Annotated in this window: 12 protein-coding genes; 8 read left to right on the forward strand and 4 right to left on the reverse strand. The window is 43.6% G+C overall.

What is annotated here, in order from left to right; translation table 11 throughout:
* Entirely contained in the window at positions 1–801 is an 801-nt protein-coding gene (locus DWW52_RS16950) for a KilA-N domain-containing protein (RefSeq protein WP_118716649.1), read from the reverse strand.
* Positions 802–1,275: 474 nt separating this feature from the next.
* Between DWW52_RS16950 and DWW52_RS16955 the strand changes: the two genes are divergently transcribed.
* From DWW52_RS16955 to DWW52_RS16980, 6 genes are read left to right on the forward strand one after another with little or no spacing between them, the layout of a single operon-like run.
* A complete protein-coding gene (locus tag DWW52_RS16955) occupies positions 1,276–2,175 on the forward strand; it encodes a fimbrillin family protein (RefSeq protein ID WP_158582646.1) in 900 nt (299 codons plus the stop codon).
* Positions 2,176–2,191: 16 nt separating this feature from the next.
* Positions 2,192–5,623: a fimbrillin family protein gene (locus DWW52_RS16960; protein WP_118716651.1), complete on the forward strand. Its 3,432-nt coding sequence runs from the start codon at positions 2,192–2,194 to the stop codon at positions 5,621–5,623.
* Between the two features lie 26 nt (positions 5,624–5,649).
* Complete coding sequence (locus DWW52_RS16965; RefSeq protein ID WP_118716652.1) at positions 5,650–6,537, forward strand: fimbrillin family protein; 888 nt, start codon at positions 5,650–5,652, stop codon at positions 6,535–6,537.
* Positions 6,538–6,587: 50 nt separating this feature from the next.
* The gene (locus DWW52_RS16970; RefSeq protein ID WP_118716653.1) at positions 6,588–8,345 is read left to right on the forward strand and encodes a WG repeat-containing protein; all 1,758 of its coding nucleotides are present in this window, start codon (positions 6,588–6,590) and stop codon (positions 8,343–8,345) included.
* Positions 8,345–9,298, forward strand: a complete 954-nt coding sequence (locus tag DWW52_RS16975) for a hypothetical protein (protein WP_148315395.1) — start codon at positions 8,345–8,347, stop codon at positions 9,296–9,298. The genes DWW52_RS16970 and DWW52_RS16975 overlap by 1 nt, the downstream gene beginning before the upstream one ends.
* A 3-nt stretch (positions 9,299–9,301) precedes the next feature.
* Positions 9,302–10,912 carry a leucine-rich repeat domain-containing protein gene (locus DWW52_RS16980; protein WP_118716655.1) on the forward strand — a complete coding sequence of 537 codons (1,611 nt, stop codon included), beginning with the start codon at positions 9,302–9,304 and terminating at the stop codon, positions 10,910–10,912.
* Positions 10,913–10,920: 8 nt separating this feature from the next.
* On the opposite strand, the gene DWW52_RS16985 is transcribed toward DWW52_RS16980, so the two are convergent.
* From DWW52_RS16985 to DWW52_RS16995, 3 genes are all read right to left on the reverse strand, one after another.
* The gene (locus DWW52_RS16985; RefSeq protein WP_118716656.1) at positions 10,921–12,045 is read right to left on the reverse strand and encodes a YhcG family protein; all 1,125 of its coding nucleotides are present in this window, start codon (positions 12,043–12,045) and stop codon (positions 10,921–10,923) included.
* A gap of 155 nt (positions 12,046–12,200) precedes the next feature.
* Complete coding sequence (locus DWW52_RS16990) at positions 12,201–13,334, reverse strand: serine/threonine-protein kinase (RefSeq protein WP_118716657.1); 1,134 nt, start codon at positions 13,332–13,334, stop codon at positions 12,201–12,203.
* On the reverse strand, positions 13,334–13,906 hold the full coding sequence (locus DWW52_RS16995) for a hypothetical protein (RefSeq protein WP_118716658.1): 573 nt from the start codon (positions 13,904–13,906) through the stop codon (positions 13,334–13,336). Before DWW52_RS16995 ends, DWW52_RS16990 begins: the two co-directional genes overlap by 1 nt.
* Positions 13,907–14,102: 196 nt before the next feature.
* On the opposite strand from DWW52_RS16995, the gene DWW52_RS17000 reads away from it, so the two are divergent.
* Both DWW52_RS17000 and DWW52_RS17005 read left to right on the forward strand, forming a co-directional pair.
* A complete protein-coding gene (locus DWW52_RS17000) occupies positions 14,103–14,654 on the forward strand; it encodes an RNA polymerase sigma factor (protein WP_118716659.1) in 552 nt (183 codons plus the stop codon).
* Positions 14,655–14,739: 85 nt separating this feature from the next.
* The gene (locus DWW52_RS17005; RefSeq protein WP_158582647.1) at positions 14,740–15,891 is read left to right on the forward strand and encodes a FecR family protein; all 1,152 of its coding nucleotides are present in this window, start codon (positions 14,740–14,742) and stop codon (positions 15,889–15,891) included.
* The last annotated feature ends 49 nt before the right edge of the window (positions 15,892–15,940 follow it).

The following is a 15,940-nucleotide window of genomic DNA, read 5'->3' on the forward strand; positions in this document are numbered from 1 at the left end:
TTATTTCAACAGCTTCCTGTTCCAGTCATCTTCCAATACACGCATTTGCTGAATGGCAATCCGATTTAGCTTGATGAGTCGTTCCCCTTGTGGAATACCTTGGTCGATGAACACTGCATTTAGGTTTTCCATGTTAGAAAGGCAAATCAGTTCGTTGATGGAGGCATAATCACGGATATTGCCTTTTAATTCGGAATGCTGTTCACGCCACATTTTAGCAGTCATACCAAACATGGCTACGTTAAGCACGTCGGCCTCTTCTGCATAGATGATACTTGCCTGTGCCGGAGTGACCTCTGTCGGGATAAGATTCTGTTTGATGGCATCGGTGTGTATGCGGTAGTTAATCTTTGATAGCTCACGTTTGGCGGTCCAACCGAGTAATCGTTGCTCTTCGTTTTTCAGTCGCTGAAATTCTTTTATTATATAAACTTTAAATTCAGGGCTTATCCACATCGCAAACTCAAAAGCAATGTCCTTATGCGCATAGGTACCGCCATACCTGCCGGCCTTGGCTTGCAGGCTCACGGCATTAGTATGTGCCACAAACTCTTTGACGCTTATCTTGAAACTGTTAAGTCCCGACTGGTTTCTAATTATGGCGAATTCGCCATAATTAAAATCAGGATTATACACCTTCTCCCAAATTCCGATAAATTCAAGCGTGTTTCGGTTACGTAACCAGTCTGTAATAAAGAAATCACCGTCTTTGGCCCGCAACATATCTGTCAGGCAAATATAGTCCTCGCCATTGACTTTGATAACATTCACTTCGGTGTCTTTTACTGTAATTTTTGCCATTAGTGATAGAGACTTTGAATTTCAGTCGTAAAGGTATCTATAATCAATGAGATTATTGAACTATTTACGAAGATAAAGAAGATTTTCTAATAAACGGATCGTGGAAGCTGTGGTGTTGGTCAAGGGTTGGTTCTTGGTTAGGCTATTTTTCCTTATTTTGCTATTAATATCCTATTTGTAGTTCATTATCATCATGAAGCATTCATCTTGCATTCATGAAGCATTCATCCTCGATAAAATTGATATTTGGATGGGTTTTGTTTGGATGTAGGGTGTGTTTTGTCGTATATTAGCTACTTGACGGAGTATGCTTGAATACCAGGGGATGCGGGCGTTACGATAGCGTAAGGTGGGAGAATATGTTTTGGGACAAGTGAAATATAATGGGTGTCGTGAACTATTATGAACTTGTTTGGTGTTGGTTTGTCCTGTATTTTTGTGTGGAAAAATGAAATCATATTTAAAATAGCGGTTATGAAAATAGAATCTTGGTTGCACATTTTAGTTTTTCTTTTGCTGTGTGGATGTTCGGGAGGAGGAGGTGAAGAGGAGGTGACGCCTCCGACAGAGCCGGAGACTCCGAAAGTACAAATAGCTTTAAATTGCGGTATTGCTTCCCGGGCCACGGAAACGAGTTTCGAGTCGGGGGATAAGGTCGGTTTGTTCGTGGTGAATTATAACGGTTCTTCTGCAGGAACGTTGCAGAACACGGGGAATCACGCGGATAACGTGAAGTTTACTTATTCTTCCGCGTGGACCCCGGAGCGGGAGATTTACTGGAAGGACGAGACGACGAAGGCTGATTTCTATTGTTATTATCCGTACGCGACCATAACGGATGTTGCGGCGTACAAGTTTTCCGTGAATGCGGATCAATCGACGGAAGCAAATTACAAGGCATCCGATTTCTTGTTGGGAAAAACGGGTGGCGTGTCTCCGTCGAGTGATGCGGTTGATATTACTTTGAAGCATGTTTTCAGTTGTATGCAGATCAAGGTGGCTGCCGGTAAAGGGTACACGGAGGAGGAATTGAATAAGGTTGTCGAGAGCGTGACCGTGCATGGTGTCAGTACCGGGGCTTCGATTAACCTGTCAACGGGAGCGGTGAAGGTGGAAGGCGGGGAGAAGGTGATCACCCCTTGGAAGGATGGCGAGTATTACAAGGCGTTGATCGTGCCGCAATCCGTTAAGGAGGTTGGTTTGATTGTCGTTCTTATTAACAAGAAAGAGTATGCGTTAAAGAAGGCTTTCACGTTTGAAGCGAATAAACGGCACACGTTTACGGTTGTCGTTGATAAGACGAATGAAGGGATAAATGTCGGCATTGGGAGCTGGGAAGAGGATGATATTGATCACGGAGGGGTGGCGGAATAATTAAAATTTATAGGTTATGGGGAAAAGATATAGTGTTTTGGTTGCATGCATGATGGCGTTTCTATGCTTGCTTTTTGCCTGCCAGAAAGATGATGGAGTGATGGGGGGCGAGGATACGAGACTTCCGATTGATTTATCCGGGGAAATTGATCAGGTGATGCTGTCGCGGGTGAATGACGGGGGATTTTGTGATAAGGACGTGATAGGGGTTTATATCGTGGACTACGAAGGGGGAAAACCCGGAGAATTGAAATTGGAAGGAAATCGGGCTTCGAATGTGCAGTTTACTTACAATGAAGCTAGTAATAAATGGAGAGGGGCGTATGATATTTACTGGAAGGATTCGAAAACTCCGATAGATGTGTACGGGTATTATCCTTGGAATTCTCCGGGGAGTATTGGTGAGTACGCTTTCGAGGTACAGAAGGATCAGTCGAAAGCGGGGGAGAATGGGAGTCTGGGAGGTTACGAGGCGAGTGATTTTCTTTGGGGAAAAGCAGAGGAGGTGGCTCCCTCGACAAAAGTGATCCGCTTGGCTTTCCGGCATAAAATGAGTACGGCTCGTGTGACGTTGGTGGAAGGAGAGGGGTTTGCTGAAGGAGAGTGGACGGGATTGGAGAAACAGGTGTTGGTGACGAATACTAAACGAAAGGCATTGATAGATTTGACAACGGGAAAAGTGACAGCCACGGGAACGGTTGCTACCACGGGAACGATACCTTATCAGAAGGATGGGGAATTCCGGGCCATTGTCGTGCCGCAGGAAATAAGTAGCGGAACGGAGTTGTTTAAGATCACGGTAGATGGTGTGGTGTATACTTTCAAAAAGGACGAGGTGTTTGCTTACGTGTCTTCGAAGATGCATAATTTCACGATAAAGGTGAATAAGAAGGAGAATACCGGGGCATACGAGTTTATGCTGGTGAGCGAGTCGATCACGGCATGGGAAAATGATATGATAACGCATGATGCGACGGCAAAGGAGTATATCGTGATTGAATCCGAGGCTGGGAAATTAAAAGAGGCAATAAAGGCGGCGAATAAGGATTTCCGGCAATTGCAAAATTTGAAGATTACGGGGGAGATTTGTGCTTTGGATTTTCATTTCATGCGGGATTCGATGGATCGGTTGCAGGCTCTGAATTTGAAGGAGGTGAAGATTGTTAGATATTATGATGAATGGGGGAATTTGGTTCCTGAAAATGATAAAATACCTGAAGGAGCTTTTAATAAAAAGAAATCTTTGCAACGAATAATATTGCCAGATAAATTAAAAATAATAGGAACATTTGCTTTTTATAACTGTACTAACCTAACAGGTTCATTGACTATTCCAGAAGGTGTTGTCAAAATAGAGGCTGCTGCTTTTCAAAGTTGTGTGAATTTGAAGGGTACCTTATCGTTGCCAACTACGTTAGAATATTTAGGGGATGAAAATAGTGTTGGATCTGTTTTTGATGAGTGTGGATTTACCTGTGAGCTAAAATTGCCAGATAAATTGAAATACATAGGAAATTATACGTTTAATAATTGTCAGAATTTATATGGTTCTTTGATTTTACCTGAAAATTTAGAATACATAGGTTTAGGAGCTTTTCAAAATTGCAGAGGATTTACTGGTAGTTTAGAAATACCTAAAAGAGTATCTGTTATTCATCAAGAGGCTTTTAATTATTGTGGTTTTGATGGAATATTAAAATTACATGATGGGATTATAAATATAGAGGAGAATGCTTTTAGATGTCGTTTTAAAGGTGAATTAGTTTTACCGAAAAATTTGTTTGTTCTATCAAATGGAGTTTTTGCTGGTTGTAATTTTTCTGGAGAATTAAAACTACCGGAAAAATTATCTTCTATTGGAGATTTTGCTTTTGGCGATAATCAACGATTAACAGGAGTGTTGGAGATTCCTCAAAGTGTTCAAAATATAGGGGAAGGAGCGTTTATAGGGTGTTCTATGATTGAAAAACTTATTTTGTCAGATAATTTAGAATCTATAGGTTCCGTCGCTTTTGGAAATTGTTTTTATATAAATTCAATAGTATGTAAAAGTATTACTCCTTCTTATATGCACATGAATGCTTTTGATGGTGTTGAAAAAGAGAATGTGGTACTTGAAATACCAGAAATTGCAATTCAACAGTATAATTCTGCTCCGGGATGGTGTGAATTTAAAAAGATAACAGCACACAGAAAATTGGTATGCCGTCCGTCAGAGTTGAAGACATTAAACGGGAGAACTGAACGACAATTGGTTTTGGATGCAGAAGGGAAATGGGGAGTAGTGAGTAAGCCTGATTGGTGTACGTTATCTACTATGAGTGGAGAGAAAAAAACAGAGTTGACACTTACGATTGATGCAGGAAGCGAGAGCAGGGAAGGGGAGATTGTGTTTAAACTGGATGAATATGATTATACGACAACTTGCCGTGTTGCACAATATTATTATGAACATGAAGAGGATGAGGAAATTACTTTACAAACTCATAGTAGGGGTAAAGGAATTAATTTAGTATTCTTGGGCGATGGGTTCGATGCGGAAAATATCTCCAATGGGGATTATTTGCGGGTGATGAACGAGCAGATGGAACGTTTCTTTGATATTGAACCTTATCATACTTATCGAGATTATTTCAATGTTTCAACTGCAATAGCTGTTTCTCCGGAGAGTGGGATTGGTACTGTGAATACAGTTCGGAACACGAAGTTTGAAACAACATTCACGGGGGGAGTCGGATTAAGGGGAAATTATAGTGCAATTTTTAATTATGCGATGGAAGTTTCTCCGGTAGATGAGAGTAATTTGAATCAATCGTTGATTGTTGTAACACCGAACACGATTGATTACGGTGGTATAACTGAGATGTGGACAGATGGTAGTGCGATAGCGTTTTGTCCATTAAGTGAGGATAGTTATCCTTACGATGCTCGGGGAATTATTCAACATGAGGCTGGGGGACATGGTTTTGGTAAGTTGGGAGATGAGTATATTTACCACAATGCGTTTATTGATTTTTGTGATTGTACTTGTTGTGAGCATGTGTTTGAATTTAATATTGCGAAGTCATTGGGATGGTATGAGAATCTGTCCCTTACCGGAAAGATGCATGAGGTGCCTTGGTCGCATTTGATTTTCGATGACCGATATAGTGACGTGGTGGATATTTACGAGGGTGGATTCAAGCATGCACGTGGGGTTTTCCGTTCGGAACAGAATAGCTGTATGAATAATAATATTTCATATTACAATGCCATCAGCCGGGAAGCGATCGTGAAACGAATCATGGAATATGCCGGAGAATCTTACTCGTTCGAGAAGTTCGTGGAGAATGACAAGCGAGATGTTGTTAATTCATTGTCTCGTTCTGCGGAGCGTTCGGGTGTTACGGTGCGGGGTAATCAATATGCACCCCGGATTCATAAGGGGAAACCGGATATTTTGAAATAAGGGTTGAATGTAAAAACAAGTAAGCTATGAATTGCATGAAAATAATATACAGAATCGGGATACTCTATTTCCTGTGCCTCTCGGCTGGTTGCTCTAATTCTGAAAAGGAAATAGAGCCCGATAATCTGTTTGTCTCTTTTGACGTGGTACATCCCGCTCTTGCCCGGGCGACTTCGACAAATTTTGAGACGGGTGACCGGATGGGGGTATTCTTGACAGAGAAAGATGTCCCTCTGGAAGTCTCCGGGAATTACGTGAATAACGAATTGTTGACGTATTCCGGTTCGAAATGGGAATCTGCAAGAAAGATTTATTGGAATGACGGAACGTATGACGTGTTTGGTTATTACCCGTACGTGTCCCCGTTGACAAGCGTGGATGATCTGCCGTTTGAGGTAGCGTCGGATCAGACTACGGCAAGGGATGGAAATTCGTTGGGAGGTTACGAGGCTAGTGATTTTTTGTGGGCAAGTTCGAAAAACGTGACTGCGGGGGATGGAGCGGTGAAGTTAACGTTTGCTCACCGGATGAGTAAATTGAATGTCCGGTTGGTAAGGGGAGAGGATTATGACGGGGAACTGCCAGAGGAGGCCGAAGTGTATGTGCATAACACGGTACCCTCGGCCACGATAGATTTGAGTGCAGGGTTCGTGACAAAGAATCCTTACGGTACGACGGAGACGATTCGGGCGATGAAGACGGGGGTTTACCAGTATTCGGCCATACTGGTGCCTCAGCGCATTGATAATAGCAAGCCGCTGGTGGAGGTGGTGATGAAAGGGGTTGCCTATCTGGTAGAGAGTCGATTCGTTTTTAAACCGGGGATACAGCACACGATAACCGTGGTGATTTCGAAGAATCCGGAGCAGGTGAAAATTGAGATTGGGGGAGAGATTGAAGATTGGGATAAATAGAAAGAAATGTGTATTTTTGCTCCATCTGATGTTGTAAACCCCCGTCGATTATGAGAGTCGGTACGTTTCTGATTGTATGTGTATTGCTATTCGTTTCTTGCGAGGAGAAACGAATAGCAATTGGTGGTTTACCGTTTCAGATTACCCGGGGGGAAGAGTGGGGAATTATCGGAATGAATGGTGAGATCAAGATGATCAATGCTTTCGCTCATCAACCTTCTGCTTTGGTGAACGAGAGGTTGAGTGTTCCGAATGATTCGGGAAAATATGGTTTGTATAGTTTTTCCGGTGAGTTGAAATCGGTATCGCCCAAGAGTTTTACCACTATCGGTTATTTTTTCGAGGAGGTGACGCTCGCACAAGAAAAGAAGGGTGAGCCGTTGCTCGTGGTGGATAAATTCGGGGAGAAGGTGGCGATTGTGGATAATTACCAGGGGCATGAAATACTGATGGCACATAATTTTGAGGAAGGCTTGGCGTTGGTATATACGAACAGCGGGAAGTATGGTTATGTGGATACTCGCGGAGAGATGGTAATTAAACCGGTGTACGATTATGCCGTGGATTTTTCGGAAGGGTTGGCCGTTGTGGGTGTTGCCGACGGGGAGGGGCGGTTGGCCTATCAGGTAATTAATAAGCAGGGGAACGTTCAATTTTATATTACTTTACAAAACTGCCGGATACATGAGAGATTTGCATGTGGTTGTTTGATGTTCAAGAATTTGGAACAGAATTATTGCGGGGTTTTGGATCGTGAGGGAAATGTTTGTTTGTACCTGCCGACACGTGTGCAGGAAGTCATGCCGTTCCGTTATGACGCGGCGATATTCTGGACGGAATCGGGAGTCGGGTTGATGGATAAGGCCGGAAAGGTGTTGATCCCGGCAAATTATGACAATGGACGGGTGATCGGGGAGCGACGGGTGGCGCTGAAATTGAGGGATAAGTGGGCTCTTTTTGATTTTGAAGGACGACCGCTTTGCGAGTTCGTGTATGATTGGATTTCTGATTTCGAGGGGTGTGCTTTCGCTCGTAAGAATAGTGTCTATTATTTAATAGATGAACGGGGACAGGTTGTCGGGCCGAATAAGTTTTCTGCCGTTCACTGGGATCAGGAGGCGGTCAGGGAGTGTCCCCAAGTGTTCACTCGGTATGAAGCGGCGAAGGATTCGATCATCGTGACGGTGAAAGAAGAGAAGAAGGTGGAGAAATCTCCGGAACCTGTTTTGCCTAAAGCCCGTGTGATAGATAAAAATAATCCTTTCTACCGGGAAGCCAAGCAAGTGCTGGACGGGGGATTGCAGGAGGAAGATGCCTCGAATCGACAGGTTATATTGAATTATATGGAACATTTCCGGATGGCGTACCCGACGAAAGATATTGATTTCCTGGAGCAGTTGTTTAGCGAGGAGGCGTTGATTGTCGTGGGAACGGTGATCAGGAAAGCTCCCTCGAATGAAAGGCTCTATTTGTCCTCCGAGCAGGTACGTTACAGTGTGAAGAGTAAACGTGAGTACCTAAATCATTTGAAGACGATATTTAGGAGGAATCAGCGTATTGACGTGGAATTTAATGATTTTACGATAAAACGACATCCCACGAAAAAAGGTATATACGGGGTTTCGGTGAAGCAAAGTTATAAATCGGATACATATTCCGACGAGGGATATCTATTTTTGTTGTGGGATTTTCGGGATCAAACGGCACCCAGGATACACGTGCGCACGTGGCAGCCCCGCATGGTGGATGAACACACGCCGTTACCCGAACAGGAGATATTTAATATCGGAAGTTTTAATTTGGAATGATGGGTAAAATAATATTGATAATCCTACTGTGTTTTCTGGGGCGTTCGATTGATGCCCAGGAGTTCAAGGTGCATTCTTTCCGTTGTTTGCCGAATGATATCACGGCTTGGATAGATCCGGTGAGGGATTTAAATGATGAGGCTTGTGCCTTGATAAAAGTGGTAGGTGACCCGGATTTTGTTTTTTCAACTCCTTTAGGGATTGTTTCCCGTAAGAATGAAGTTGGTGAAATATGGCTTTACGTTCCTCACGGGACGGTGAAATTGACGATTAAGCATCCTCGTTGGGGAGTGTTGAGGGATTATCGTTTTCCGGCGGCACTGGAGTCCCGATTGACGTATGAATTAGTGATCGCTTCTCCTCCTGAAAAAGTGCAGGAGAAACCTTACCCGGAGGTGCTGAAACGTCCGTTCCGGGGACTGAAAAATGCTTCGTTGGATTGTTCGCTTCGTCCCGTGTCCGGGGGAAAGTTGCGGGGAGGAAAGCCGGCTTATTTTCTCTTGGCAACCTTGGGGTTACACGAGGGGGAGGTCGCAAACGGGTTGAGGTTTGGGATCATGAAGCGGCATGGAGGGTGGTTGCACGTGCAAAGTAATTTCCGGTTCCTGTCGATTTTGGGGAAGTGTAACAAGGCGGGGGAGTTGTCCTCTGGTGAACCGACACCTTATTACAAGAGTTCCGTGTCCCGGGCTTTAAACACGGTGACCGCGGGAGGAATTCACCGGGTGATAGGATTGTTGCATGTTTACGAGGGAATTGGTTACGGGGAGCAGCGGGTTGTTTGGGAAACTCTGGAAGGTGTTAAATTACAAAACACGGATTATTCGGTAAAAGGATTCGCGGGAGAAGTGGGGGTACTTATGGAGCTGCGTCGGGTGGCGGTTTCTTTTGGAGTGTTGACGATTCAGGGTAAATATTGGGAACCGTTGCTGGGTGTCGGGATTAATTTTTAGAGTATGTATAAGTTTTATTTCTATATTATTTGTTGTGTGGTGGTGGGAGCGGCTTGTTCGAACGAGACGGACCCCACGGTCTTACCCCCGACACTGACTTTGCATGAGGCTACCGGAATTACCCGGAATGAGGCCTGTTTATCCGGGAAAATAGTATTGAACGGGGAGGGAACGGTACGGGATTGTTATTTCGTGTATGGAAGTTCGCCGGAGGAGATGATACAGGTTGCAGCAACCCGGACGGAGGAGGGTGCGGAGGTTACATTGGAGGGGTTGAAGGCGGGAACGGAGTATGGTTATTACTTGGAAGTTTCTAATGGAGGTAGTGTGGTACGGACGGGAATGTTGCGTTTTCGTACATCCCCGAACACGGAGCCCGTGTTGGGAGAGATGGTTTTGATTAATAAAGGACCCACGACGGCTGTCGTGCAGTGCGTGTTAGTCGAGAATGGAGGCGAGGCTCTTTCTTTTCTGGGATTCAAATACCGGGAGGAGACCTCTGCGGAAGAGTTGTTTGTTGCTGCAGAGTCGGGAGAAAAGGGCGTTTTTAGGGCTCGGTTGACAGATTTGAATTTGTCTACATCCTACATGGTCCGGGCTTATGCCGCCAATGCCGTGGGAGAGATATACACGAGTGAGGTGAAATTTATTACGGACAACGCGATATATGTTTCGGAGCCGGGAACGTTGTCGGAGGTGATTAGCGAACGACAGAAATATCAATTAACCGAGATTTCTATTAGCGGAAGATTGAATGGTTCTGATTTCCGCTTGTTGCGGGATATGTTGGGACGGGGAGTTGAGGGGGAAGTGACTCCCGGTATACTGAGTCGGCTTTACCTGACTGATGTACAGGTTGTCGAGGGGGGAATGAGTTACTATTCTTCCCGCTATACGGCTAATGATACGTTGGGGTATGGTATGTTTATGAATTGTCGGAATCTTCGGGAAATCGCCTTGCCGAGCACGATAAAGGTCGTGGAGAAAGATGCATTCAAGGGGTGTACCGGGTTAACGGTTCTGACGATTCCCGATGAGGTACGAAGTTTTGCCTCCTCGGAGGGGTGTAGCTCGTTGCAAGAGTTTCGGGTTTCTGTTATGAATTCCGGTTTCACGGCGGAAGACGGTATTTTGTATGACAAGGGGAAAGAGACGTTATTGTTGTATCCGGAAGGGAGGGCACGGGCTGTATTCGAGATTCCCGAGGGGGTGAAAAAGATTGCCGAATATGCTTTCCTGTATGCACCCGTGGATACTTTGAGCATGGCACATTCGGTCACGGTGTTGGGACTTCAGGCGTTTCGAGGTGCCAAGTTTAAGAAAGTTGTTCTTTCCGATGGAATAGCTTCGGTACCGGGTGCGGTTTTTCAGGAGTGTAGCGGGTTACGCTCCGTGACCTTGGGGAGTGGAACCATGTTTATATCTGATTACAGTTTTGACGGGTGTGTGCTGGAAGAACTACGTGTGTTGGCAGATATTCCTCCCACGTGTGCATCCAAGGCTTTCGAGGGAGTGGATTTCTTTGATTCGTGCGTGCTTCATGTGCCTGCCGGGAGTAAGAACAGGTATCGTTATGCCGATCCTTGGGGAAAGTTTAAACGTATCGTGGAGTAATTTGCTTTTTACTCTTCTTGTTCTTCTAACCACTCTTTTAGCTTCATTTGTAGTAACTGCTTGTCAGGAAGATAGAGGGCATATTGTTGTGCATAAATATTGGAATTTTTGGGAAGGGTAAGTTCTACTAATGCATCCTTCTTTTCTTTGCAAAGTAGAATACCGATTGTAGGTTTTTCAAAATCTTGCTTTACATATCGATCATAGTAATTGACGTACATCTGCATTTGCCCCAAATCTTGATGAGCTAATTTGTCTACTTTTAGATCAATAAGCACGTAGCATTGCAGGAGACGGTTATAGAAAACTAGATCCACATAAAAACTTTCTTCTTCGAAAGTAAATCGCTTTTGACGGGCTTCAAATAGAAATCCTTTTCCCAGTTCCAATAAAAATTGTTGTATCTTTCCGATGATGGCATTCTCTAATTTCGTTTCCGAATATGTAATATCCGGTTTGAGTCCTAAGAATTCCAACGTGAGTGGATTTTTGATAATATCATCTGGTTTATTAAGAGTTTGTCCATCTTTTGCCAAATGCATCACTCCTTTTTTATCACGACTAAGAGCTAATCGCTCATATAAGCTAGAACCATATTGTCGTTGTAGTTGTCGAACACTCCAATTTTGTTTTTGACATTCGATTTCATAAAACCTGCGTTCTTTAGCAGATTCTATGCGCATCAGAATCAAATAATGAGACCATGAGAGCGTAAAAGAATATGTATCCATAGATTTTCTCAACGATATTGCGGATTTTTGAATTTGGTCAACACTGTTGACCAAATTGTTAGTAGAAGATTCTATTAATGCTGTTGTTCCGTCCTCTTGAGTAGAATAAATTATAAAAAATTTACGACATCTTTTGAGGGTTTCGGTAGACCATCCGTCTCCTAATCGTTTCGTGAGTGATTCTGACACACTTTGCAATATTTGTTTGCCGTATGTTGCTCGTTCCGCACCATCTTGAACCACTTCTACAATGGCACGACCGATTTCATACTTGGTGATAACTTCAGAGATATTAACCGCACTTGCAATATACGTTCGAGCGTCCGTAATTAAATGTTCTATACGATTGGTAAGATTGCTAATAACATTATTATTAATATTGCCCGACTTATTATTATTCATGCGTTATAAATTTATCTGTGACCATAAAGGTACGAATAATTCAATGATTTTGAGATATTATGACATGTAGATCGAATTTTTTATTTATTCTATTCGATTGTATTGGTAAGGAAGGTAAACTGATGTTTCTGTCCTTTGCTCCCATAGAAACGCACTCAGAGTTTCTCCCGGATGTTTCTTATTTCCCGTTTCACGTCGAGTTGTATGTTGGTCAGGAGTCTTTTGTATACCGGGGTTTCACGTTGATTTGATTCCGGGAAATCGGTATTCAAGGCTTTTTGTAGGGCCTGATGCAGTAGCAGGCTATCTTGGACCAATTCTTGGCGGTTTGCCGAATACCGGTTTATATTCCGGTGTAAGCGATTTTTTTCTTGTAAGAGGGTGTGGTGATAGGTACTACTGGTTGAGAAGTTACTGTATACTTGTGTGATCGTGTTTTTGTCCGGGGATTTGTTTCCGGCAAAAGGGTATTGGAGGTAAAGAAAGGTTACTGCGAAGGAGACAAGGATAAACACGGCGTATTTGTAGATTGTTCTGAAAGATTTGCTTTTCAGGGATTCTACTATTTCCGAGGTATTGTTGAAACGCAAATTCGGGTCCTGACAGGTACATTTTTGGGCGATGGAGGCTAGTTTGCGATCTTTTAGGATAATTGATAGCTCCTCGATGATGATGCCCAAGGAATAGATGTCTGTTCTGCAATCCAGTGTCGCATTTGGGTTTAGTTGCTCCGGGGCGAGGTATTTTTCTGTTCCGGCTGGAATTTTCAGGATTTCGTAATCATCACAATCAGCAAGTCCGAAATCAATGAGTTTGACATTGTTCCCGTTATGCGTGATAAGAATATTATTGGGTTTCAGGTCTTTGTGGATCAGTTGTTTGCTATGAATGTACTGCAAGGCATTACATATTTCCGTGATGAATTTGTAGGCTAGAGCTTGGGTCAGTTTACCTTGTTCGATAAAAGTGGTTAACGGGATACCGTCGATGTATTCCAGTACGATGTAATTGCCCAAAAGATCGTTTTTCTCCCACCCCAAGGTGTGACGAATGTTAGGGTGGTCCAGTTGATAACCGATATTGAATTCTTTTAGCAAGAGTTGCTTGTAGAATTCTTGCGAGGAATAGAAGGGTTGCAGGCTTTTCAGGATATGCAGTTTTCCATACCGGCGGCATAGGTGTAGTCTGCTGAATCCATTGGCCGGGGTATAAAATTCTTTCAGGTCCGTGTATATATCCAAGGTTATATCCTCTCCGAAAAAGCCGGATGATAAAGTTTCCTCATTCATTATGTCAGTTGATTGATTAAAGTGAGTCCCCCGTTACGTCCGGCTATGAAGGGCGGTGTTTTTTGGTTATCTCTTAAAATGTAGGATAACAGCAAGGGTTGGCCCATTAGAAAACAAGCTGTTTCGAAGCAGTCGCCTTTTCTCAGCTTGGATTGCTTCGAGTCGATAACCTGAAAACGGGCTTCCCCGTGGTATTGCAAGCGCAAGTAACGATTAGGCGACCAGCCTATTTCTATCTCGTCTCCCGGTTTCAAATTCTGTACTTGTATTTGTCGCGTGGTGAAGAATGATGAATTGTACATCGTGCTGGTTTTCAGGTGATGACAGAAATCGCTGAAACAGGTGAAACCGATGTACCGGGATAATAAATCCAAGGTTTGAGTACGCGGCTGGTGCGTGTCGTTGACATATCCCCACAAGCGTTTTAACGTGGAGGTGGAGATCAGGTAACCGTGTTCGGATTTTAGATGAAGAGAGAATTCGTCGAAATCGGTCGTGGTAAGTAAATTCCGAGAATACTTTTTTCCGACTAATGCTAGTAACTCCATTATTTCCGGTTTCAATTCATTCATTCGATATAAAATTAAACTGATGATAAATCATGACAAATTTACTAGAATATGGCGGAATAGAAAAATTTTTAAACGGATAAAAGTATGTCAAAAGGGGCGTGAACGTTCATTTTTGTATTTTTGTACACGAAGTATGTTTTGAAAGAATTTTAAATCACTATATTTGTCTAATGGGTGATGAAGAATATATGTCGATATGATAGATGAGCAGTTGATTTTATCCGGGGTAAACCGCAAGAATGAAAAGGCTTGGAAGAGTCTTTACGAGCATTACTATGCGGCATTGTGTGCCTACGTGAACCGGATTTTGAAGGGATCGGAGAGTACGGAGGATTTGGTGCAAGAGGTTTTTATCGCGATCTGGAAATCGGATAAGAAATTTGATTCCCTGCAGGATTTGACTCGTTATTTGTACCGGGCATGTTATAATAATGCTTTGGTATTCGTGCGGAATAACCAGATCCATGATACGATTCTGAATTCTATCGGGGCCGAAAGTGATTTTACCGCTGATGACGTGTACGCCCAGACTGTACGGGAGGAGGTTACCCGGCAGTTGTACGTGTATATCGAGGCCCTGCCTTCGGAGCAGAAGAAAGTGATTTTGATGAGTATCGAGGGGTATTCGTGGGATGAGATCGCGGAAAAATTGGGTGTTAGTGTGAACACGGTGAAGACGCATAAAAGTCGAGGGTTCAAATCGTTACGTTCTAAACTTCAGGATTCCGTGTGCCTGTTTTTAATTTAATTGAAAAAAAAAATGACTACTCGTGTCATCTGAAATCGGGAGTTGTGTATTATGAGTATACAAAGTGAACCGATAATAGATGAATATGGAGAAAGATATATATGATGACGCTTCTTTGATCAAGAAATCTTTGTTGAAAGGTTTAAGCGAGGAAGAACAAATAAAGTTGGAGCAGTTGCTGGAAGATCGGCAATTAGGGGAGGTGTATGATCAGTTGAGTGATCCGACGTACTTGAAAAAGCAATTTATGGAGTACGAGAATTATTCGGGTAAGAAAGGCTACATGGTTTTTAGAGAGCGAAGGGGACGCGACCGACGGGTGAATACGATTCGTTGGGTGGCGGCTGTGGCAGCCGTGTGGGTGATTGTGCTAGGGTCGATGTTGTGGTTGACGTTGGGAGAGAGCGGGGAAAAGGAGGTACTGCCCGTGGCTTCGAAAGTTATTCCGGCAGGGGAGAAGAAGGCCCGGTTGATTTTAGCTGACGGGACCGAGGTCGAGGTGTCGAAGACGGGTGCGCACGTGTTGAAAGAGGAGGGTGTGAATATAAAATACGAGAACGGGGAGATTTCTTACGTGACAGAAAGAGCGTCTTGCGAAATTGTTTATAATGAATTGGAGGTTCCGAGAGGGGGGGAGTGTATCATCACGTTGGATGACGGAACTAAGGTGTGGGTGAATGCCGAAACCCGGTTGAAATACCCGGTAACGTTCGTGGGAGAGAAGCGGGAGGTGGTGTTGGAAGGAGAGGCTTTTTTTGACGTGGTGAAGAGCGAGAAGCCTTTTATCGTGAAGACGTCTTTCGGGGAGGTGAAGGTGTTGGGAACGGCCTTCGGGATAAATGCCTACACGGATGCCTCGGAGAGCTATACCACTCTGGTAAGGGGGAAAGTGAGCGTTGAGACAGGTGAGGCCGATCCGGTGATTATTCAACCCGGGGAACAAGTGGTTACCTCCAAGGACGGGCAGATGATCCGGCAGAAGGTGGATGTGGAAGAGTTCGTGGGGTGGAAAGACGGTATATATGTTTTTCGGGAGAAGCATTTGGGTGATATTATGAAGACGTTGGAACGATGGTATAATATATCCGTGCTTTTTGAAGAAGAAGAGTTGAGAGAACTTCCATTTACAGGGAATTTGAAACGATACGATGATATAAATGTATTTTTTGATGCTTTAACCCGTACCGGGGATATGAAGTATCGGGTGGATGGGAATCACGTGATCTTATATAAATAAACTAAAACGAGATAACGGACTACAAATTTCTCAGGTTCGATGTCCATTA

The sequence above is a fragment of the Odoribacter sp. AF15-53 genome (genome assembly GCF_003479425.1).
Classification (GTDB): domain Bacteria; phylum Bacteroidota; class Bacteroidia; order Bacteroidales; family Marinifilaceae; genus Butyricimonas.